The sequence below is a fragment of the Polynucleobacter sp. MWH-P3-07-1 genome (assembly GCF_018687555.1).
Taxonomy (GTDB): domain Bacteria; phylum Pseudomonadota; class Gammaproteobacteria; order Burkholderiales; family Burkholderiaceae; genus Polynucleobacter.
The window spans coordinates 679,128-699,086 of sequence record NZ_CP061296.1; the positions used below are offsets into that span (position 1 = coordinate 679,128).

General features: G+C 46.7%; 26 protein-coding genes. 18 read left to right on the forward strand and 8 right to left on the reverse strand.

All coding sequences use genetic code 11. The features are described 5' to 3' along the window. Window positions 1–24 precede the first annotated feature (24 nt). From ICU98_RS03560 to ICU98_RS03570, 3 genes are read left to right on the forward strand one after another with little or no spacing between them, the layout of a single operon-like run. Window positions 25–882: an LOG family protein gene (locus tag ICU98_RS03560; RefSeq protein ID WP_215352794.1), complete on the forward strand. Its 858-nt coding sequence runs from the start codon at window positions 25–27 to the stop codon at window positions 880–882. Window positions 883–898: 16 nt separating this feature from the next. Continuing rightward, entirely contained in the window at window positions 899–1,414 is a 516-nt protein-coding gene (locus ICU98_RS03565) for an ion channel (protein WP_215352795.1), read from the forward strand. A 3-nt stretch (window positions 1,415–1,417) separates the two neighbouring features. Next, on the forward strand, window positions 1,418–2,635 hold the full coding sequence (locus ICU98_RS03570; protein ID WP_215352796.1) for an aminoacetone oxidase family FAD-binding enzyme: 1,218 nt from the start codon (window positions 1,418–1,420) through the stop codon (window positions 2,633–2,635). Here the strand turns inward: ICU98_RS03570 and ICU98_RS03575 are convergent. Further along, window positions 2,604–3,362 (reverse strand): TerC family protein, encoded by a 759-nt coding sequence (locus ICU98_RS03575; protein ID WP_215337106.1) that lies wholly within the window; start codon window positions 3,360–3,362, stop codon window positions 2,604–2,606. The two genes, ICU98_RS03570 and ICU98_RS03575, sit on opposite strands and share 32 nt — an antisense overlap. Before the next feature lie 162 nt (window positions 3,363–3,524). Here ICU98_RS03575 and ICU98_RS03580 point away from each other — a divergent pair, with 162 nt between their 5' ends. Next, window positions 3,525–4,073, forward strand: coding sequence for a phasin family protein (locus ICU98_RS03580; protein ID WP_215335478.1), 549 nt, complete (start codon window positions 3,525–3,527; stop codon window positions 4,071–4,073). A 42-nt stretch (window positions 4,074–4,115) separates the two neighbouring features. Here the strand turns inward: ICU98_RS03580 and ICU98_RS03585 are convergent, their stop codons facing one another. Both ICU98_RS03585 and ICU98_RS03590 read right to left on the reverse strand, forming a co-directional pair. Next, complete coding sequence (locus ICU98_RS03585) at window positions 4,116–4,367, reverse strand: TIGR02450 family Trp-rich protein (protein ID WP_371818439.1); 252 nt, start codon at window positions 4,365–4,367, stop codon at window positions 4,116–4,118. Next, a complete protein-coding gene (locus ICU98_RS03590; RefSeq protein WP_215352797.1) occupies window positions 4,352–4,654 on the reverse strand; it encodes a hypothetical protein in 303 nt (100 codons plus the stop codon). The genes ICU98_RS03585 and ICU98_RS03590 overlap by 16 nt, the downstream gene beginning before the upstream one ends. A 94-nt stretch (window positions 4,655–4,748) precedes the next feature. Between ICU98_RS03590 and ICU98_RS03595 the strand changes: the two genes are divergently transcribed. Together ICU98_RS03595 and ICU98_RS03600 are read left to right on the forward strand one after the other, a co-directional pair. Next, complete coding sequence (locus tag ICU98_RS03595) at window positions 4,749–5,798, forward strand: fumarylacetoacetate hydrolase family protein (protein WP_215352798.1); 1,050 nt, start codon at window positions 4,749–4,751, stop codon at window positions 5,796–5,798. A 170-nt stretch (window positions 5,799–5,968) separates the two neighbouring features. Next, window positions 5,969–6,157 (forward strand): hypothetical protein, encoded by a 189-nt coding sequence (locus tag ICU98_RS03600; protein WP_112203691.1) that lies wholly within the window; start codon window positions 5,969–5,971, stop codon window positions 6,155–6,157. A 54-nt stretch (window positions 6,158–6,211) separates the two neighbouring features. Here ICU98_RS03600 and ICU98_RS03605 read toward each other — a convergent pair whose 3' ends face one another. Together ICU98_RS03605 and ICU98_RS03610 are read right to left on the reverse strand one after the other, a co-directional pair. Continuing rightward, entirely contained in the window at window positions 6,212–6,649 is a 438-nt protein-coding gene (locus ICU98_RS03605; protein ID WP_215352799.1) for a hotdog domain-containing protein, read from the reverse strand. Beyond that, a complete protein-coding gene (locus ICU98_RS03610) occupies window positions 6,650–7,087 on the reverse strand; it encodes a GNAT family N-acetyltransferase (RefSeq protein ID WP_251365382.1) in 438 nt (145 codons plus the stop codon). It abuts the gene before it with no gap. 152 nt (window positions 7,088–7,239) lie between these two features. Here ICU98_RS03610 and ICU98_RS03615 point away from each other — a divergent pair, with 152 nt between their 5' ends. Beyond that, entirely contained in the window at window positions 7,240–7,818 is a 579-nt protein-coding gene (locus ICU98_RS03615) for a hypothetical protein (RefSeq protein ID WP_251365383.1), read from the forward strand. A 76-nt stretch (window positions 7,819–7,894) separates the two neighbouring features. On the opposite strand, the gene ICU98_RS03620 is transcribed toward ICU98_RS03615, so the two are convergent. Continuing rightward, the gene (locus ICU98_RS03620) at window positions 7,895–8,728 is read right to left on the reverse strand and encodes a substrate-binding domain-containing protein (RefSeq protein ID WP_215352800.1); all 834 of its coding nucleotides are present in this window, start codon (window positions 8,726–8,728) and stop codon (window positions 7,895–7,897) included. 102 nt (window positions 8,729–8,830) lie between these two features. On the opposite strand from ICU98_RS03620, the gene ICU98_RS03625 reads away from it, so the two are divergent. Beyond that, complete coding sequence (locus tag ICU98_RS03625) at window positions 8,831–10,468, forward strand: OFA family MFS transporter (protein WP_215352801.1); 1,638 nt, start codon at window positions 8,831–8,833, stop codon at window positions 10,466–10,468. A 43-nt stretch (window positions 10,469–10,511) separates the two neighbouring features. Here ICU98_RS03625 and ICU98_RS03630 read toward each other — a convergent pair whose 3' ends face one another. Continuing rightward, window positions 10,512–11,165, reverse strand: coding sequence for an FMN-binding negative transcriptional regulator (locus ICU98_RS03630; RefSeq protein WP_215352803.1), 654 nt, complete (start codon window positions 11,163–11,165; stop codon window positions 10,512–10,514). Between the two features lie 112 nt (window positions 11,166–11,277). Here ICU98_RS03630 and ICU98_RS03635 point away from each other — a divergent pair, with 112 nt between their 5' ends. The 10 genes from ICU98_RS03635 (at window position 11,278) to ICU98_RS03680 (ending at window position 18,545) form a co-directional block, all read left to right on the forward strand. After that, window positions 11,278–11,520, forward strand: coding sequence for a FeoA family protein (locus ICU98_RS03635; RefSeq protein WP_215352804.1), 243 nt, complete (start codon window positions 11,278–11,280; stop codon window positions 11,518–11,520). Next, window positions 11,517–13,430 (forward strand): ferrous iron transporter B, encoded by a 1,914-nt coding sequence (locus ICU98_RS03640; protein WP_215352806.1) that lies wholly within the window; start codon window positions 11,517–11,519, stop codon window positions 13,428–13,430. Before ICU98_RS03635 ends, ICU98_RS03640 begins: the two co-directional genes overlap by 4 nt. 101 nt (window positions 13,431–13,531) lie before the next feature. After that, window positions 13,532–14,575, forward strand: a complete 1,044-nt coding sequence (locus ICU98_RS03645) for a fumarylacetoacetate hydrolase family protein (protein WP_215352808.1) — start codon at window positions 13,532–13,534, stop codon at window positions 14,573–14,575. A gap of 96 nt (window positions 14,576–14,671) precedes the next feature. Then, window positions 14,672–15,457: a hypothetical protein gene (locus ICU98_RS03650; protein WP_215352809.1), complete on the forward strand. Its 786-nt coding sequence runs from the start codon at window positions 14,672–14,674 to the stop codon at window positions 15,455–15,457. Between the two features lie 2 nt (window positions 15,458–15,459). Next, complete coding sequence (locus ICU98_RS03655; RefSeq protein ID WP_215352810.1) at window positions 15,460–15,732, forward strand: SemiSWEET transporter; 273 nt, start codon at window positions 15,460–15,462, stop codon at window positions 15,730–15,732. A gap of 53 nt (window positions 15,733–15,785) precedes the next feature. After that, the gene (locus tag ICU98_RS03660) at window positions 15,786–15,944 is read left to right on the forward strand and encodes a DUF5993 family protein (protein ID WP_215335491.1); all 159 of its coding nucleotides are present in this window, start codon (window positions 15,786–15,788) and stop codon (window positions 15,942–15,944) included. Continuing rightward, on the forward strand, window positions 15,941–16,504 hold the full coding sequence (locus ICU98_RS03665; protein ID WP_215352811.1) for a disulfide bond formation protein B: 564 nt from the start codon (window positions 15,941–15,943) through the stop codon (window positions 16,502–16,504). Before ICU98_RS03660 ends, ICU98_RS03665 begins: the two co-directional genes overlap by 4 nt. Window positions 16,505–16,511: 7 nt before the next feature. Then, window positions 16,512–17,495, forward strand: a complete 984-nt coding sequence (locus ICU98_RS03670) for a tripartite tricarboxylate transporter substrate binding protein (protein WP_215352812.1) — start codon at window positions 16,512–16,514, stop codon at window positions 17,493–17,495. A 134-nt stretch (window positions 17,496–17,629) separates the two neighbouring features. Further along, window positions 17,630–18,064, forward strand: a complete 435-nt coding sequence (locus ICU98_RS03675) for a hypothetical protein (RefSeq protein WP_215352813.1) — start codon at window positions 17,630–17,632, stop codon at window positions 18,062–18,064. 52 nt (window positions 18,065–18,116) lie between these two features. Beyond that, window positions 18,117–18,545: a glycine zipper family protein gene (locus ICU98_RS03680; RefSeq protein ID WP_215352815.1), complete on the forward strand. Its 429-nt coding sequence runs from the start codon at window positions 18,117–18,119 to the stop codon at window positions 18,543–18,545. Window positions 18,546–18,565: 20 nt separating this feature from the next. Here the strand turns inward: ICU98_RS03680 and ICU98_RS03685 are convergent, their stop codons facing one another. Beyond that, complete coding sequence (locus ICU98_RS03685; RefSeq protein WP_215352816.1) at window positions 18,566–19,957, reverse strand: MATE family efflux transporter; 1,392 nt, start codon at window positions 19,955–19,957, stop codon at window positions 18,566–18,568. Between the last annotated feature and the right edge of the window lie 2 nt (window positions 19,958–19,959).

The following is a 19,959-nucleotide window of genomic DNA, read 5'->3' on the forward strand; positions in this document are numbered from 1 at the left end:
CACTGAATATTTTGAAGGCAATCGATGAGCCCTAAGCTCCCCGTTAATAATTCTCAGACCATTACCGAGTTCTTCAATCTTCATAAAGAGGATATTCATGAAGAAACTACTGAAGAATCTTATAAGTTTGCTTTTGCAGACGAAGCCTTCTTGGCTCGCAAAGAAACGATGGGAATTCGGTTTGAGTTGGAATTGCTAAAGCCCGACATCCTATTGCGAGAGCATGGCATTGAACATACCATCACGGTCTTTGGCTCAACGCGTTTTATTAGTCATGATGAAGCAGAAAAACGAGTGGCAGAAGCCAAGACTCCTGAAGAGCAGTTTGAGGCCAAACGGGCAATCGACAATAGTCACTTTTATGAGGAAGCCAGAAAGTTCGGTACTTTAGTGGCCCAATACAATGCGACCCAAACGAGCGCTAATAACAAGTTGCATATTTGTACTGGTGGTGGTCCCGGCATTATGGAAGCAGCTAGCAGAGGTGCTTTTGAGAGTGGCGACCAAACCATTGGCTTTAACATTAGCCTGCCGCGTGAGCAAAGACCCAATCCCTATCTCACTGAAGGCCTCAGTTTTCGCTTTCATTACTTTGCACTGCGCAAGATGCACTTCATGCTGCGTGCGAGAGCCATTGTGGCCTTTCCTGGAGGATTTGGTTCCATGGATGAACTGTTTGAGGTGCTCACATTGATGCAAACGCATAAGGTGGCCCAACTCCCCATCATCCTGGTCGGTAAGTCATTTTGGGAGTCTACGGTGAACTTCGATCTCATGATGGAATATGGAGTGATTGAGCGTTCAGACATGAAGCTACTGCATTTCACCGAAACTGCAGAAGAAACTTGGCAGATTATTCAGCAGTGGTACCAGTTGGCCTAAAACTTCAGATTTTAAGATGATGCAAATACCAACCAATTCCCTCGCAGTGCAGCTTGATATCCCTGCCTATACCTTTGGTATTGCCATATTGATGCTAGTCATGATTTTTCATGGTATTTGCCTACTCCAGACTGCTAAACGCTATGAGGTTAAAGCTTATCTGTATTTAGCAGAGAAAAGGTATGCTGAAGTCACTAAAGTTTTTTACCAGGCTATTCTCCTGCTCTTAATTACACATCTCTTTGAAATTTTGATTTGGGGTTTATTTATTTACAGCTTTGGGTTGATTACACATTGGTCACAAAGTGTTTTATTTAGTGGCAGCGCTTATACGGCAATCGGTTTTATGGATGACACCTTGCCTGAAGGTTGGCGCATGCTTGCAGTGATTATTGCTTTCTCCGGTTTATTCTCTTTTGCCTGGACAGCTTCAGTCATGATTTCAATGACAAGAAGTTTTCGGAAGGCTTATACACGCATGCATATGCATAAACTCAATCTATCCCAAGAGATTATCGATCGGTTTGAATAATTAATGAGTACTCAATGGGACGCCATCATTATTGGTGGAGGTGCAGCTGGCCTTTTTTGCGCAGGGGTAGCAGGGCAACTCAATAAGCGGGTATTGGTGCTTGATCATGCCGAGGTCTTGGGGGAAAAGATTCGGATTAGCGGGGGAGGCCGCTGTAATTTCACAAACCAGCATAGTAGCCCAGCCAATTTCTTATCACTCAATCCCCATTTTGTGAAGAGTGCTCTTGCACGTTACCCTGCAAAAGCCTTTATCAAATTAGTAGAGTCCTATGGCATTGACTATCACGAGAAACATCAGGGCCAACTGTTTTGCGACCACTCTGCGCAAGACATTATTCAAATGCTATTTGCTGAGTGCGCTAAAGGTAAAGTAGTGATCCGCAATCCCGTGTCTGTACTCAATATTGCGCAAGAGTCAGGTAGCTGGGTGGTCAATACCAGTGCAGGATCAGAAAAAACAAAGTCTGTTGTCATGGCAACCGGCGGCTTACCAGTGCCTGCGATTGGTGCCACTGCTTACGCACTGGATATTGCCAAACAATTCAACCTGAGTGTGGTTGAACCTCGTCCAGGTTTAGTACCTCTGTCCTTTACTGCAGACTCATTTCATCATCTCAATGAATTAGCAGGTCTGAGCTTGCCAGTCCGAATTAGTTCAGGATCTAAAGGTGATCGCTATGGTGCCTGCCGCTTTCAGGAAGACTTATTACTGACGCACAAGGGCTTATCTGGACCAGCTGTTTTACAAGCCAGTAGTTATTGGACTGAAGGTGAGGGCATCCACATTGATTGGCTTGGCTCAGTTGAAGTGGCTGGCGGCTTTCATTGCGATACTTTGTTTAATGATGAGGACAATCGCTTAAAAACTGCTGAGACAATTTTGGCTTCCGTGCTTCCGCAGCGTTTGGCAAAAGCCTTTGCGGAACAGAAAAATCTTGGAGGACGCAAGTGGGCAGAAGTTTCTAAAAAAGATCGCCAAGCACTTAAAGAATTAATAACCAACTGGTCGGTGAAGCCTGCGGGTACCCTGGGCTGGAAAAAGGCTGAAGTGATGCTGGGAGGAGTAGATACCAACGATCTAGATGGTCAAACGATGATGGCTAAATCCCATCCTGGTTTGTATTTCATCGGCGAGTGTGTTGATGTTACTGGCCACTTAGGCGGCCATAATTTTCAGTGGGCTTGGGCTAGCGGCTTTGCTTGTGCGCAAGCTGTTTAGCTCGAGCGCGAATATTGAGTAACTCAACCCCCAGAGAAAAAGCCATCGCAACATAGATGTAACCCTTAGGGATATGCAATCCCATCCCTTCGGCAATTAAGACTACACCCACGACGGTCAGAAAAGAGAGCGCCAACACTTTGATGGAAGCATGGCGGCCGACAAAGTCTCCGATCGGTTTAGCAGCCAGTAGCATGATCAAAACCGAAGCGATCACAGCAGCAATCATGATCGCAATCTCATCTACCATGCCTACTGCAGTAATGACACTATCTAAAGAGAAGATCATATCGAGTAGCGCAATTTGCCCTACTGAAGCAATGAATAATTTCTGGATAGATTCTTTGGGGCTGATCTGCTCAGCTTCTGAAGGGGTATTGGAGTCATGATGGAGCTCCACTTCAGAATAGATTTCCTTTGAGGCTTTCCAGATCAGGAAGAAGCCGCCGAGTAATAAGATCAGATCTCGACCAGAGACCGCATGCTGAAAAAAGCTAAAAATGGGTTCTGTTAAGCCCATCACCCATGACAAACTCAGCAACAGTAGGATACGGGTGATGAGTGCAAAAAGGAGGCCAATCCGCCTAACCTGTTCGCGGATACTGACCGGTAAGCGACCTGCAATCACACTTATAAAAATAATGTTATCGATGCCCAGAATAATTTCGAGTGCAGCTAAGGTGAAGAAGGCCACCCAAGCATTAGGGTTTACAAGTAGATCGAGCATGAATGGGGTTTCTTCTAATGAATTTAAAAGGACGATCTCCATTTTAACGATTCAAGGAGTGCTTATTGGCAAGTGTCGAATTTGGGTATAGAGTAGGGTTTATCAGGCAAGCATTCTTAAATTCCGAATTTTCTACCGCACAATTGATTAAAGGAAGGCACCATGAATCCAAAAGATTTTCAGGACTGGCAAAGAGAAAAAGCGAAAGAGCTGTTCACTTTCTCACACAAATTACTCGAAACCGCTAAAGAGATTGGCGATCATCATCTGGCTGAAGTTGAGTACAGCATGAAAAATGCCATGGCTACTGCTAAGTCAGCTGCCAAGAATGACCTTGGTAAATTAAAAGATCTACAAGAAGAAGCAACAAAAGAAGCTGCTAAGCGTGCAGCAACTTACCAAAAGAAGGTTAAATCCTTGCTGAAGGATTTGGGTGAGAATGCTGCTGATGAAACAGAGAAGCATTTAGAGAAGGTGCGCCATTCATTGGTCAGCTGGCTTGAGGATGCAGAAAGCAAAATGCCAGCCCATGCAGACAAGTTATCGAAAGTGGTTCATGAAATGTCGACCACTGGTCAGCAGATGTTTCAGGAGGGCCGTCGCATTGTGAATCAAGTGGCTGATACTGCCGAAAAGAACCTGGATGAGTTGGTCAAGAAAACCTCGGCCGGTAAAGGCAAATCAAAAGCAAAAGAAGCCGGTTCTGAATAAGATCACTTCACTTTAATAACAGCCACCCTAGCGGTGGCTTTTTTACTTCCAACCCTGGAGCCAGACATTACCATCAGTTAGCTCTCGCCAAGGAATGACTCGACTCTTTTTGCTATACACCGCTTCAAGCTCAACTGATTCTGCAAGCAATTCTTGCTCGGGGTCAGAGTAAATCACCTTAGCAACCAAAAAATGTTTCTCTTTGTTTACGGGGTGGACCGCAGTCCATTTGCTTAATAGGAGTTTCTTTGGGCTTAGTGGGTTCATCTGATCGCCAATTAGAGTGCAGAGCATTGATATTCTTTACCAGCGATATTGAGCTTACCTTGGCTGGGTATGAATCGTACTTCAGCATCCTGGGTGAGGGTAGGGCATTGAGTGGCGAAGTAAGTCATCTCTCCCAGAGCGCCACAATGGGTGTACCTGGTGTTTGGCAGAATCATTTGAGCCTGCTTCAGAATCATTGAGAGCTTCTGCCCATCGCCATCTTGACATGTCCAGGTTGTGTAGTCGACCCTGCCGCAGGCATAGAGCAGGACGATGCCTAAAAGGGGAGTGAGCAACTTCAATAGGGTTCGCACACCCCAAGCATAGCGAAATTTTGGGCACTTTGCGTTTGGTATTAAGATTTATCTAGAGTGATATTAAAAAGATAAAAATCTTAAAGGAGACAGTATGGATACAAATCGTCGCGATATTCTCAAGATGGGTAGCAGTGCTGCCTTAAGTAGCTTGCTGCTCTCTGGCACTGCAGAGGCTGCTAGTAGTAGTTCTCCAGTGGTAGTTGAGCCATTGACTGGAAAAGCGGGTTACCGAGTAGCAAACTACCTGCCACGCATGGGCGCTACATCCCGTCTAGGATTGGTTACTAATGATGGCATGGTGATTGATATCCCCGCTGAGGCGGCTCGTCAAAAACTGACCCTATCTTTCGACCCTACTTCCATGATTTCTTTAGCGGGCTCTGGCAATCAAGGGCTCCTGGATTTGGCCAAGCTTTTTAAGAGCCGGGGTCAAGCCACTCAAAACGTGAACCAAATTATCTTGCTCTCACCAATCCCTAAACCTCAGAGCAATATTTACTGTGTTGGTTGGAACTATCTGGATCACTTCGAAGAAGGTTTAAAAAGTCGCGAAGATAAAAATATCAAAGAGTATCCAAAGGTACCCGTAATCTTCACTAAGGGCACTCAGACCATGAATGGCCCCTTTGACAAGATTCCTTACGATGGTGGTATTTCCACCATGATTGATTGGGAAGCTGAGCTTGCCGTCGTGATTGGCAAGAAGGGTAAGAATATTTCCGAAGAGAATGCCATGGAATACGTTTTTGGCTACTCTGCCTATAACGACACGACTGCTCGCGACATTCAGCAGAAGCGACAATCTGGCCAGTGGTTTAAGGGGAAGAGTTTGGACGGTCATGGACCCATGGGTCCTTGGGTGGTGACGGCTGGCGGCGTAGATCTGAAAGACGTGCGTGTGATTTGTCGGGTCAATGGGGTTGAAAAACAAAATGCCAGTTACGCGCAAATGTATTTCAAAATTCCGGCGATCATTGCAGAGTTATCGCGCGGCCTCACTCTGCTGCCAGGCGACATCATTGCGACCGGCACCCCTTCAGGAGTGGGTTACAGCCGGAATCCTCCCGAGTTTTTAAAGCCAGGCGATGTCATGGAGTCTGAGGTGACCGGTATTGGGATCATTCGCAATACCATCGCTTAATTCCCGAAATAAGAAAAAAGCCCATATTTTTCAATAGCTTATATCGATTTAGGGGAAGCAACTCTGTAAGAGTTTTCCCCTATCTAGGCTGTCAATAACTCTACTTTTTATAGAGATATACTTGATCGCGTAGTGGGTATGGAATCATTTTTTGAATATGAGGAGACAAGATGTCACAACACGATACATTGCTAGCCGCTTTCGAGAATTACATCGCTGAAAACGAAAAATTCATTGGTAAGGGCGTTAAGGCATCCGCAGCTCGTGCTCGTAAAGCATTGCAAGAAATTGCTGGTGCCTGCAAAGAGCGTCGCAAAGAAATTACTGCTCATAAAGAAGCAATGGAAGCAAAGAAATAATCTTCTTTAGCTATTTCTGTTGGATTAAAAACCTAGCTCATGAGGCTAGGTTTTTTACTTTTGGGGATCCGCTGAATCGACTAAAGGAAATAGCCAATCTGGAAGACCCTTTGGCTTCAGTGTTTTTGTATCTACTGCAACCAAATGAATCAATGCGCTAGCTAATAAGGTGGGCTCTTCCGCTGGATTCGCTTCGTTGATTTTCTTGGCTGTTTGCTTAATCGCAATTTGAGTGCGACCGCGATGCTCAATGAGTTGATCGATCACCAGTAGGTCATCCAATCGACCTGGACGATAAAAGTTCATAGTGAGCTCTCTCACAGGAAAAAGAATCCCGAATTCTTCTACTAGCCTTAAAGGGCCAATGCCGAGACCATGAAGCCAGGCAGCTCTGCTACGCTCAAAGATTTCAAGATATCGGGCATGGTAAATAAAGCCTGCGGTATCGGTATCGGAATAGCAAACACGAAAGGTATAGGGAGTGGTAGTCATTTATGGCGCAGTAGGGTTCAATACCAACATCATAGAGCGATGTGGAATCCCTGCTTCATCGTAAACGGGGCCATGGGCTTGAAACCCCAATTGCTCATAAAAAGGAATAGCCACCATCTGCGCATTCAGAATAAAACGGCGAATTCCTTGAGCTTTGCCAAAACTGATTAAAGCGCCAAGCAGTTGCCTGCCATAACCCTGTCTTCGATAGGGGCTCAAAATTGCCATACGCCCAATTTTGCCCGCGCCATCCGTTTGGAGAACTAGACGTGCGGTGCCGATACATTGCGAGTCTTGATATAGGAGGGCGTGATGTGCTTGCCCATCATAGAGGTCAAGTTCCATTTCTTCAGGAACGGCCTGCTCTTCAATGAAGACTGCTTTGCGAATTCGATAGGCATCCGGCTCTGCTTCAGCCCAACTCTTTATCAGTATCACTAGATATTCTCCAAAAACTCCACTTACCCTAGTACTACTACCAATATAGAGCATCAATTAAGACTTTTTTGTCTTAAAACGGATAATGATCATGGTTACAATCAAAAAGCGGTTTACACCTGCATCTACAAACCTCATTACTAGGAGTTATCTTGAAGAAATCTGTCTACGCTTTATTCGCCTCAATTGGCCTTGCTTTATCTGCTTCTGCATCGGCTCAAATGCCAGCTAAGATGGTTCCTTTGGCAGCTGACGTCATGGTGTTGACTGCAACGGTTGACTCGGTTGATATGAAAACCCGTGTTGTGACTTTAAAAGATGCGAATGGTAATTTGGCTCAGATGAACGTTGCTAAATCGGTACATGATTTGGGTAAGGTAAAGAAGGGCGATGTTTTTGTGGTTGAGCATGCTCAAGCGATTGCAGTTGGATTGACTGCAGCAGGTAAAGATCAGAAGCCTGGCGCATCTGGAGTTCACTCTGTTGTGATGGCTGGCAAAGGCGCTGCTAAACCTTTTGAAGAAACTCAAGATACTGTTTATGCGACGGTGAAGATTTCTACTATTGATTACAACAGCCGTGTTGTGACTTTTACACTCCCATCTGGCGAGAAGCAAAAAGTGAAAGTGGCTCCAAGCGTTTTAGGTCTTGAGAAATTCAAGGCGGGTGACGATGTGATGGTTGAGTTTGTTGATGACACCATCATCACCTTTGAAACTCCAAAGAAATAATTCAGTTCAGACTGAAGTAATTAGTACTCAGAAAAAAGCCCATCAATTGATGGGCTTTTTCTTTTATCCCTTTCGCTTACTTCCTACTGGGCTTGGCATTCGGGAAAAAGAGTTGCTCTCCATCAATCTTGTAAGAAGCAATAACGGCTTGACCCTCTTTTGAGATAAGCCAGTCAATAAAGTTTTGTCCTAAGGTTTTTTTCACCTGCGGGAATTTCTCGGGATTGACCAGCATCACACCATATTGATTAAATAATTTAGGGTCACCTTGCACGAGGATGATGAGATCACCACGATTCTTAAAGCTAAGCCAAGTCCCCCTATCGGCCAGGATGTAGGCATTCATTGCTGAGGCAGTATTGAGAGCAGGGCCCATGCCAGAACCTGTTTCTTTATACCAAGATCCGTTAGTAGGATTGATGCCAGCACTCTTCCAGTAGCGGAGCTCAGCCGCGTTCGTACCACTCTTATCGCCACGCGAAATAAAGGGTGACTGTGCTGCGGCAATTTTCTGAAAGGCGACATCAATCTCTTTGCCGCCGGCAATCTTGGCTGGATCACCTTTAGGTCCAATCAAAATGAAATCGTTGTACATCACTTCATAGCGCTTGCTTGAGAACCCCTCAGCAACAAATTGCTCCTCAGCAGGTTTGTCATGGACAAAGACCACATCGGCATCACCACGGCGGCCAATATCTAATGCTTGACCAGTGCCTACCGCGACGACTTTGACATCGATGCCGCTTTTGCTTTTGTAGATGGGTAATAAATAGTTAAACAGGCCCGACTGTTCAGTTGAGGTTGTGGATGACACCACAATACTGTTTTCTTGCGCAAAACCAAGACTAGCTAAGCCACTCAGAGTGAGGAGTAAAAATGAATTGATGATGTTGCGTTGCACATAATTCATTTGCGGGATAACCCTTAGTTGTGTTGATGAAGTGTTATTACTAAATGCAAAGTTTTTAAATAAGCATTATAAATGGGGGGTATTGCACAACAAGGAGACAAGATGTTCCATCTATTAGACAAAGAACGAACCATTGCAGGTTCTGGTTTTAATCGTTGGCTGGTTCCACCAGCTGCCCTCGCTATTCACCTCTGTATTGGTATGGCTTACGGCTTCTCTGTTTTCTGGTTGCCACTCTCAAAAGCGCTGGGTGTTTCTCAGGGCGGCACAGAAGCGATTAAGTGTCCAGCAGATGTGGGCTTTATTGGACAACTCTTTACAACCACCTGTGACTGGCAGATTTCCACACTGGGTTGGATGTATACCTTGTTCTTCGTATTCCTTGGTATCTCAGCTGCAATTTGGGGTGGTTGGTTAGAGCGCGCTGGTCCTCGTAAAGCAGGCGTCGTTGCTGCCTTCTGTTGGGGTGGCGGCATGCTCATCTCAGCACTCGGCGTCCACCTGCATCAGTTCTGGATGATGATCATCGGCTCTGGTGTGATTGGTGGTATCGGTTTGGGATTGGGTTATATCTCACCAGTATCCACATTGATTAAGTGGTTCCCAGACCGTCGCGGTATGGCAACCGGCATGGCCATTATGGGCTTTGGTGGTGGTGCCATGATCGGCTCTCCATTAGCGGCGATGTTGATGAAAAACTTTGCCTCTCCAACGAGTGTTGGTGTGGCGCAAACCTTCGTAGTGATGGGTCTGGGCTATTTCGTTTACATGATGTGTGGCGCTTTTGGCTATCGCATCCCAGCCAGCGATTGGAAGCCTGCAGGCTGGACTCCTCCCGTTTCACAGGGCAGCAATGCCATGATTACCAACCGCAGTGTGAGTGTTAAAAAAGTGTGGGGCATTCCTCAGTTCTGGTTGGTGTGGATGGTGCTGTGTATGAACGTCTCGGCAGGTATTGGTGTGATTGGTATGGCATCACCAATGCTACAAGAAGTATTTGCTGGTAGTTTGATTGGTGTTCAACAAACCTTTACCGAACTCGATAAAACACAGCTCACTGCAATTGCTGGAATCGCTGCTGGCTTTACAGCCTTGATTAGCTTGTTCAACATTGGTGGCCGTTTCTTCTGGGCTAGCTTGTCTGATAAGTTAGGTCGCAAGATGACCTATATTGTCTTCTTCGTCTTAGGTGGCGCAATGTACTTTAGCGTGCCAAGTAGTGCTCAAGCAGGCAATCTGGCCTTATTCGTCGGCGCCTTCTGCATCATCTTGAGTATGTATGGTGGTGGCTTCGCGACGGTGCCTGCTTACCTGGCGGATTTGTTTGGTACACAGAACGTGGGTGCGATTCATGGCCGTTTATTAACGGCTTGGTCTACTGCCGGTATCTTGGGTCCAGTCGTTGTTAACTATATGCGTGACTACCAGTTAGGATTAGGCTTGCCACGTGCTCAGGTTTATAACCAAACCATGTACATCCTCACAGGCATGTTGGCAATTGGTTTGATCTGTAACTTGCTGATTCGTCCGGTAGCTGATAAGTGGTTCATGACGGATGCTGAGTTGGCTGAAGAGAAGCGCTTAGCACATGAAAAAGCCTTAAGCTCGGTTGTAACTGGCTCTGGTGGTAATGAACAGACTTCATCATTGACAGTCTTGTTAGCATGGGTTGCTGTAGGTATTCCATTGGCTTGGGGTATTTACAAAACAGTCTTAAGTGCAATGAAACTCTTTGCATAAGCTGTACTGCTCTCAGAAAAACGGCTCCTCGTGAGCCGTTTTTTTATTTCTCTTGCATCAACTTGAGCATCGCCTGCAGATCTTCTAGGGAAGATTGTTTGAGGTTCTGAATCACTCCGCCATATTCAGCGGGGGTGCGATTCTGGCTCAGCTTAAATTTACCAACCAGACTCGAAATCTTGATTTCAATTCCAACAATCGCTTTGAGCATCATTTGGACATAATCTTCGGGGGCATCATCGAGCTTCCAATCGGATTGGTAAGTGGGCTCATGAGTGTCGGTGAGTTGAGAGACATGTTGACGAATCCATTGCGGATCCTCTTTCAGGCTCAGTGTCCCCTGAGCATGCACCACGGCGTAATTCCAAGTGGGAACCACTTTGCCGGTTTCATATTTGGATGGATACCAGGCCGGGGTAATGTAAGCCTCTGGACCATGAAATATAGCGGTCAGTTGGACGTCACCCATTTGGGCTAATTTAGCTAAAGGGTTCATTCTGGCGATATGGCCATGTAAATATTGGCCATCTTTGCTCGCCATCAAAGGGATGTGATTAATTTCTAGCTCACCAGCGGCGTTGGCAATCAGGGTGGCGAGGGGATATTCACCCATGACCTTGAATAAGATCTCACGATCCTCAACTAAAAAATGCTTGGGTAGGTACATAAGTGTCTCGACTGAATTGGTATTTCTCACAGTGTATTACTACCACTCCCCATAGCTTGCTTACTTGCCCCAGATGAGAATTATTCTCACTTTATCGCTATAATGAGAACCATTCCCATTAAATGCCAAAAGTGCCATATTCATGCTTTTAGACCAGGCTTCCTTAGGTACCCTTTTTAGGGTTAAAGGCGTTCTACCTTCGACAAGCACCCCTGAAGTGAAGGGGCAATTGGAAGACATTGGTTTTTTGACTGGCGAGCAGGTCACCGTCTTACGCAAAGGTCTTTTTGGTAAAGGGCCAATTCTGGTGCGGGTGGGCTCTTCCACTTTTGCCTTGCGTGAGAACGAAGCCAAGCTGATTGAGTTAGAAGCGATTGCATCATGACAGAGTCACGGATTCATTTCTTCGCCAAAGAACCTTTAGTTGCGTTATTGGGTAATCCCAATTGCGGTAAGACCGCACTTTTCAATTTATTGACCGGTAGTCGACAAAAGGTCGCTAATTATTCTGGTGTGACAGTGGAGCGCAAAGAGGGTAATTTAACTCTCGCATCTGGCAAGGTCGTTCGGATCTTAGATTTGCCAGGTGCTTACAGTTTGTATCCCCGTTCACTGGATGAGCGTGTGACTTGCGATGTGTTGCATGGGAGAGCCGCTGGGGAAAAAAGACCCGACCTCGTGCTTTGTGTGCTCAATGCCATGAACTTACGCGCCAATCTGCGTTTAGTCTTGGCCGCTAAGCGCTTGGGTTTGCCTTGTGTGGTTGTGCTCAATATGGTCGATATTGCCAAACGTCACGGTTTGCAAATTGATGAGCAGGCCTTAGCAAAAGAGTTAGGTATGCCGGTAATCCCTACGATCGGTATTCAGGCTAGAGGGGCTGATGATCTCAAATCCTATTTAGCGCAATTGGATTGGCGTAATCTCGCTGCGCTCTCTAACACCTCGCTTGATCAAGGTGATGAAACGGTCATTGCACACTCTGAGCATATCGAGTCAGACAATATTCAAGTTCATCGCATTCTCAAAAAACTTAATCTAGATCATGTGATTCCAGACCACTTCAGCGATCGTCTGGATTCTGTCTTGTTGCACCCGATCATCGGCCCAATCATTTTGACGGTCTTACTGTTCTTTATCTTTCAGGCAGTCTTCTCTTGGGCAGTCTTTCCAATGGAGCTCATTAAGCTTGGCCTTGAATACTTGGGCGGCTTGCTTACTCAGTTCCTGCCAGACAATTGGTTCAGAAGTTTATTGATCGATGGCATTTTGGCGGGGGTAGGGGGTGTATTGACCTTCCTGCCACAGATTCTGATTCTATTCTTCTTCATCCTCGCTTTAGAAGAGTCTGGTTATTTACCCAGAGCTGCTTATTTATTAGATCGTTTAATGGGTCGAGCTGGCTTATCAGGCCGATCTTTTATTCCCTTGCTATCAAGTTTTGCCTGCGCAATCCCAGGCATTATGGCGACGCGGAGTATCTCGAATGCCCGCGATCGTTTAATTACCATTCTGATTGCACCGATGATGACCTGTTCAGCGCGTTTGCCGGTTTACGCTTTGCTGATCTCTGCATTTATCCCGCATACCAAGCTCTGGTTTGATCTCGACTTGCAAGGTCTAGTCTTATTTGCCCTTTACCTTGCCGGCATTCTTGGGGCAATGGGGGTAGCTTGGTTGCTTAAGCACTTCACTAGTAAGCAATTCAAAGTGAATGCACTGATGATGGAGTTACCCAGTTATCACTTACCCAGATTGAGCAATCTTGCAATTAGTCTATGGCAACGCGCAGAGATTTTTCTGAGACGTGTTGGCGGAATCATCTTGCTAATGACCGTTGCCTTATGGGCGCTGTCGAGTTTTCCATTACCACCTGAGGGTGCAACAGGAGCACCGATTCAATACAGCATCGCGGGCATGTTAGGCCATGCTTTATCGATTGTGTTTGCGCCGATTGGCTTTAACTGGCAAATCAGTATTGCCTTGGTTCCTGGTATGGCAGCGCGTGAAGTCGTTGTCAGCTCATTGGCAACGGTATACGCCTTATCCAGCACTGGCGCTGATGCAGCCAGTGCGCTCGTGCCTTTAATTTCTTCTACCTGGAGCTTAGCGACTGCACTGTCTTTACTGGCCTGGTTTGTGTTTGCTCCTCAGTGCCTATCGACGATTGCGACTGTCAAACGGGAGACTGGCGGCTGGAAGATTCCCATCATCATGCTCAGCTACCTTTTCGTTCTAGCTTATCTGGCTTCTTTGATTACCTACCGAATTGCCTTGTTCTTCGGTCTAGGTTAAACCCTGATCTACCCGTTTTAAGCCTCTTTTTCCTCTAGTGTGCGGTAAGATATTTGCAGATGTATCGCAGCAAATAATAAAAATACATTACAGGAGATAGTATGAGTTCACGTCGTCAATTTATGAAGACAGTTTCTGCATCCGGTGCAGGAATCGTAGCGGCTTCTACAGTGGGTTTAATGCCAGAAGCCTCAGCACATCCAACTTCCCAATGGGGTGGAGAAATTTATAACGGACCTCATGAAATGGTGAAGAATTGCAAGATTCTCACCATGATGAATGCCGATGGTACTGAGAGTATGGGTGTCGTTACGCCCAAGGGCGTCATCGATGTGCGTGCGGTTGCTAAGAAACTCAAGATTGCAGCCCCAATTACCCTCGATCAATTATTGCAAGAGGGTAATGCCGCTGGCTTTAATAAAGTGGTCGCGGGCGCAGATCGGTCTGGCGTTCCTTATTTAGATGAATCCAAGATCTCTTATGGTCGTCTATTTGTTAATCCAGGCAAGATTGTTTGTGTTGGTCTTAACTATCGTCAGCATGCTGATGAGATTGGTATGGCTCGTCCCCGCGTGCCACCGCTCTTTAATAAATACAACAATAGTCTGACCTCACACAATTGCATCCTCAGAATACCGCCACCAGAAGTCTCTTATAAGCTTGACTACGAGACAGAGCTCTTGATCGTGGTTGGTAAGCGCATGCGCAATGTTCCAGAGGCAGAGACGCTGAACTACGTTGCTGGTTATTGCACTTCGAATGATTTCTCCTCACGCGATCTACAACTTGAGACCCCCAGTGTTCAGTGGATGATTGGTAAGACCTTGGATCAATATGCACCAATTGGACCTTACTTTGTGAGTGCTGATCGAGTAGGCGATCCCAATAAACTACAAGTACAAACCTTTGTGAACGGAGAAATGCGTCAGAACTCGAATACCTCTGACTTTATTCACAATACCCAAAAGATGTTGTCCTATATCAGCACCTATTGGGCATTAGAGCCAGGTGATATTGTCTTTACAGGTACCCCTCAGGGCGTGATCTTGGGTTATCCAAAAGATAAACAAGTGTGGCTCAAGAAAGGCGACGTAGTAGTGAGCGTCGTCGAGAAACTGGGTGAATTGAAGTTCACCTTGGGTTAACTGCTCAGCACTGTAGAGAAGCCACCTTAGGGTGGCTTTTTTATTGCACTGGGTTACTTCAGCACACAAATCGATTCATTGCTAAACTCTCGCATCATGACGATGCGCGCTCGCTTTCTCTCTCAATGTGTAGTTTGTTTGATGGCCTTAGCGCCTCTGGCAAGCTATGCCGTATTGCAAGATGAGATTCAGGTCTATGACGATGAGATCAATGCTAAGGGCGAGCAAAGTCTCGAGCTGCATATCAACAATACCCCCAATGGCTTAGTGACTCCGAGTTACCCAGGTGAGGTGATGAATAATCACAACACCCGCATTACTCCTGAGTATGCCTATGGCCTAGGACACGATCTTGAAGCTGGTTTTTATATCAACTCCGTGGTGAGTGGTGGAACATGGAACTACGCTGGCGCTAAAGTCAGAATGAAATACCTTCCCATCATGGAAGATAAGGGCTACCCCTTTTTTGCTGGCGTTAACGTCGAACTCTCAAACACTCTGCCGCAGTATGAGCAATCTCGCTATAACGGTGAAGCCCGTTTCATTTTGGGCAAGCATGTTGATAAATGGCTATTTGTGATTAACCCGATTTTTGATCAACAACTCTCACAGCCCTATGTTCATCAAGCGCCTGACTTCAATACAGCGATTCGGGTCTCAAGAGAGGTTGCTCCAGATTGGGCAGTGGGTACGGAGTTCTATTCCAATTACAACCAAATTGGTAGCGGTCCGATTGCCAATCCCAATACTCAACAGTTAGTCTTTCTCAAAGTGTATTGCGATGCAGGGCCGATGCCGTTTCAGGCGGGTGTTGGTAGAGGCTTTACCAACAGTAGTGATACTTGGACTGTTATGACGATTCTGTCGATTCCATTGCCATAAACATGCAAATAGAAGCCCACCAAGTTGAATGGATTGGCTACTTAGCTGCTTTTTTAACCACCTGTGCCTTTGTTCCACAAGCGGTTCAGTCCTGGAGGACGCGCGATCTTTCTGGGATTTCTTTGGGGATGTATTCCTTATTTACCCTGGGAGTGGGGCTTTGGCTCGTGTACGGTCTGATTATTGAGAAGTGGCCCTTGATTCTGGCCAATGCGACTACCTTTGCTTTGGCGCTCAGTATTTTGGTTTTAAAGCTGCGTTATTTGCGTAAATAAACCCAAAAAGCGCATTTCACAATCCCGTTAATGATCTGCGCTAGAATCATCGCATGTACATGTTTCTGCCATTTCTGACAGCGTTCTTGGGCTTGCTATTGGCCTGGTTTGAGAAGCGCTTTGCTGCATTAGTATTTCTGGCAATGACCGTCGGAATTCTGATGTATTGGTTCCACTATCACGCAACCGACGCTCTGAATATCAGCCTGTGAGTAAATCGCACTTACCTTCTCTCTCTTTATTAGGCAATCAGCTATCGCTGCTAGCGATTATTGGCATTCTGTCTTATGCCTTTGTAGACCAGCTCTACTTTGGTGAATTGCCTTGCCCACTCTGCCTGATGCAACGCATGGGCTTTGTCTTGATGGGATTTGCAATTGTGCTGAATCTGCGCTTTGGTGCGCATTCCTCTCATTACGGTTGGGCTATCTTTAGCGGCTTAGTTGGCATGATGATTTCATTGCGCCAAATTTTCTTACACATTGCGCCAGGTGACCCTGGTTATGGCAGTCCTTTCCTGGGTCTGCATTTTTATACTTGGGCTTTTGTTGGTGCACTGGGTTTATTGGGTGGACAAGCGATTTTGCTGATGCTGCCGAATGGGGAAGTGCGCTCCCGTTCTTGGTTTAGCAATCTCCTGGTGGCCGTTTTTATCCTCCTCGTTTTTGCTAACCTCACTTCCACTTTGGCTGAGTGCGGCTTTGGTCCTTGTGCAGACAATCCAGTCAACTATGACGGGTGGACTTTGCTGCGTTTCCGTTTCGGTTTCTAAATCCCCGATGCATTACCTGATCAAGGCTGTCAAAAGCCTGTGTTTCCTTTTCTGCTTTGCGTTTCTGATTACAAACGTAGAGGCAGCTAATTGGCCTAAAAATCCCATCCGCATCATAGTGACCTTCACCCCGGGTGGTGCGCCCGATATCTTGGCCAGGGTGCTGGCACAAAGTTGGCAAAAATCCTTAGGCGTCCCAGTATTGGTGGAGAACAAGCCAGGCTATGGCGGCAATATCGGTGCAGAGTTGGTTGCTAAAAGTGAAGCAGATGGCTATACCTTGCTGATTGGTACCGTGGGTATTCATGCGATTAATGGCGCTCTATACGAGAAGATGGCTTTTGATCCGATTAAAGACTTCACGCCCATTAGTTTTTTGGCCAGCACTCCCAATGTGTTGATTGTCAATAAACAGCTTGGCATCACTAATCTGCACCAACTGATTGAGTACGCCAAAGCCAATCCCAATCAACTCACTTATGGTTCTTCAGGAACCGGTACTTCATTGCATATGTCCGGAGAGCTCTTGCAAGAGATGGCGGGTATACAGATGCGGCATATTCCATATAAGGGTAGAGCGCAATCCTTACCCGATTTAGTGAGCGGCCGAATCTCGATGCTGTTTGATAATTTATCTTCCGCTTTGCCCTTGATCCAATCTGGGGATGTGGTCGCGCTAGGAGTCACTACCTTAAAACGCTCACCCGCCGCCCCAGACATTCCGACGCTAGCCGAGCAGGGCTTGCCGGGTTTTGAGGCCACTTCTTGGTTTTGCCTCATGGCCCCAGCCAATCTTCCACCGGCTTTAGTAAAGCGCCTCAATACTCTGACGCGTAGTGCGCTGAATCAGCCAGAAGTCAGACAAAAATTGCTTGCGAGCGCATTAGAGCCTGCGCCGAGCAGCCCCCAAGATTTAACAAAATTGATTCAGTCCGAGTCGGCTAAATGGGGTAAGCTGGTTCATAAGGCGGGTCTTAGATCAGAGCCTTAAGAGCTAAAAATATTCTCAAAAAAGACCTTTTTGTTGTCAGCCTGGATTCATTTGAGGCGTTAATAGGGTAAGGGCTTTAAAAGCCTAGGGGTAGTAAGATAATGATACAGAGACCAAAAATGAAGGGGTCCATCATGAAAAAGATTCAACAATTTCTCGCGCTTGGCGCAACCATCGCTTTGCTTGTTATATCTCCGCTCTCAATTGCTCATGGCGGTTCATATGTCGGCTGGAATGTCTCGGTTGGCAGCGGCTATCGTCCTGCAGCCTATGGTCCCGGTTGGGGTGGTTGGGGTCCAGGTTGGCGCGGCAATTGGGCATACGGCGGACCGTATTATGGCTACCCATATGGTGGCTACTATGGCCCACCAGCAGTCTATGCTCCGCCTGCAGTAGCTTATGCTCAGCCTGCTGAACCTATGGTGCTCGCAGCGCAACCTCAGCCTCCAGTTTGGTATTTCTGCCCAAGTAGTGGCAAGTATTTTCCTTACGCACAAGAGTGTGCAACGGGTTGGCAGACCCATCCCGCAATGCCACCCACTGGCAAAGTAACTACACGGCAAAACTAAACAGCTAACCTAAATAGCAAACCCATTCAGCATATTGATAGAAAGATTTAGTATGAAACGCATTATTTTTTCGCTCACCATCTTGAGCACGTTGGCAGCGTGTACTTCAGCGCCTACTGGACCAACCGTAGCGATCATGCCACGCGAAGGTAAACCCTTTGAAGTATTTCAGGCTGAAGATCAGCAGTGCCGTTTGTACGCTACCAATGCTGTAAAAGATACTTCCGATGCTGCTCTTAAAGAGGGTGTGACTAGTGCAGCTGTCGGTGCGGCTTTAGGTGCTGCGGCCGGTTTAGTGATCGGTGGCGGAAGTCATACTAACGTTGGAACTGGTGCTGGTGTCGGCATGCTCGGCGGCGCTGGTCTAGGTGCGATGAACGCCTCGGGTAAGCAGAACCAAGCTCAAGAGCAATACAACATTGCTTATCAACAATGCATGTACGCTAAGGGCAATCAAGTGCCTAGCTATAAATCACACTAATTGAGTTGCAAAGCTCGGCACTAGACTTCAAGCGGCGGATGCGTTCTTTCATAGCGCGCCGCCGTTTTTCTGAAGAGGTAGAGCAAGAGACAGGCAGCTAAGCCCAGGCTAATGCTATTAGCCGCCCAAAAGCCATTCGCACCCTGTAAGAAGTAGGGGATGTTGCCGAAGATATTAAAGCCCATCAGGTAACCACCACCCAAGCCGACTCCCCACAGTGAGCCTGCATAAATCAGCATGGGCCAGAACGCAATTCGATAAGCACGCAGGATGAATGCGGCAGTCACTTGCAAAGCATCAAACATTTGATAGAAGGCAATAAATAAAAATAGTGGGATGGAGAAAACCTTCACTGCTTCAGGAGGGTTATATAAGTCAAGTAACTCAAGCCGGAAAGCCCATACCGCAACACCAATGGTGATGCATAGGGTGCTGGTAAAAAAGACCGATGACCAACCAATCTCCTCGGCACGTTCTGGTCGATTGGCGCCGATTGATTGAGATACCAGAGTCATGGTTGCAATCGAGAGTGAGAGGGGAACCATATACATCACGGTGCCCATATTGGCGATGATTTGGTGCCCTGCTAGCGCGGTGGTTCCGAGGCGCGCAATAAAAAGAGACATGAAGGTAAATGAGGTTACTTCAATGAGGTAGCTAAAGCCAATGGGTGTCCCGAGTTTGAGAAGAGTCCAGATGCGATGCAGGTCAGGCTTGCTGAATCGACTAAAGATTGCAAAGGGGCGATAAAAGCGATTGAACAGCACATAGCTCAAGGTCAGTAGTACCCAAAACCAATTAACGATCACAGTCGCAACTGCACAACCTGGGCCACCCATCGCAGCAATGCCTAAGCCGCCGTAAATGAAGAGGAGGTTCAGTGGTAGCTTGAGTCCCAAGCCAATAATCTGAATGACGGTAATCACGGCCGGCCTGGAGATGGCATTATGCAAAGCCATCAAGACTCGCATGCCCATGCTGGCCGGTAAACCCAGCGCCAGAATGCTGAGATAGAGGCGAGCTTTATCTTCAATCTCAGGGTTAATATGCGAAATGCTTAAGAGGGCATCAGCATGAGTCAGAATGAGGCAGCCCACAATCGATAAGACGATGGCAAGCCAAGTTGCTTGCCTCACTTCCTCACCGATTTCATTAAATCGTTTTGCGCCAAAGAGTTGTCCAGCAATAGGGGCTAAGGCAGAGACAACCCCAGTTAGACCAACATAGATACTAATAAAAATGGCTGAGGCCATGGCTAAGGCAGCAAGGTCAGCAGCAGAGTAGCGCGCTGTCATTGCAGTATCTAAGACACCAAAGGCAATGACTGCCAACTGTCCCAACAAGATCGGTCCAGCAAGTTTGAGTAGGGCGGGGATATCCTCGCGTAAACGCGATAATTTAAAGTGAATCACGG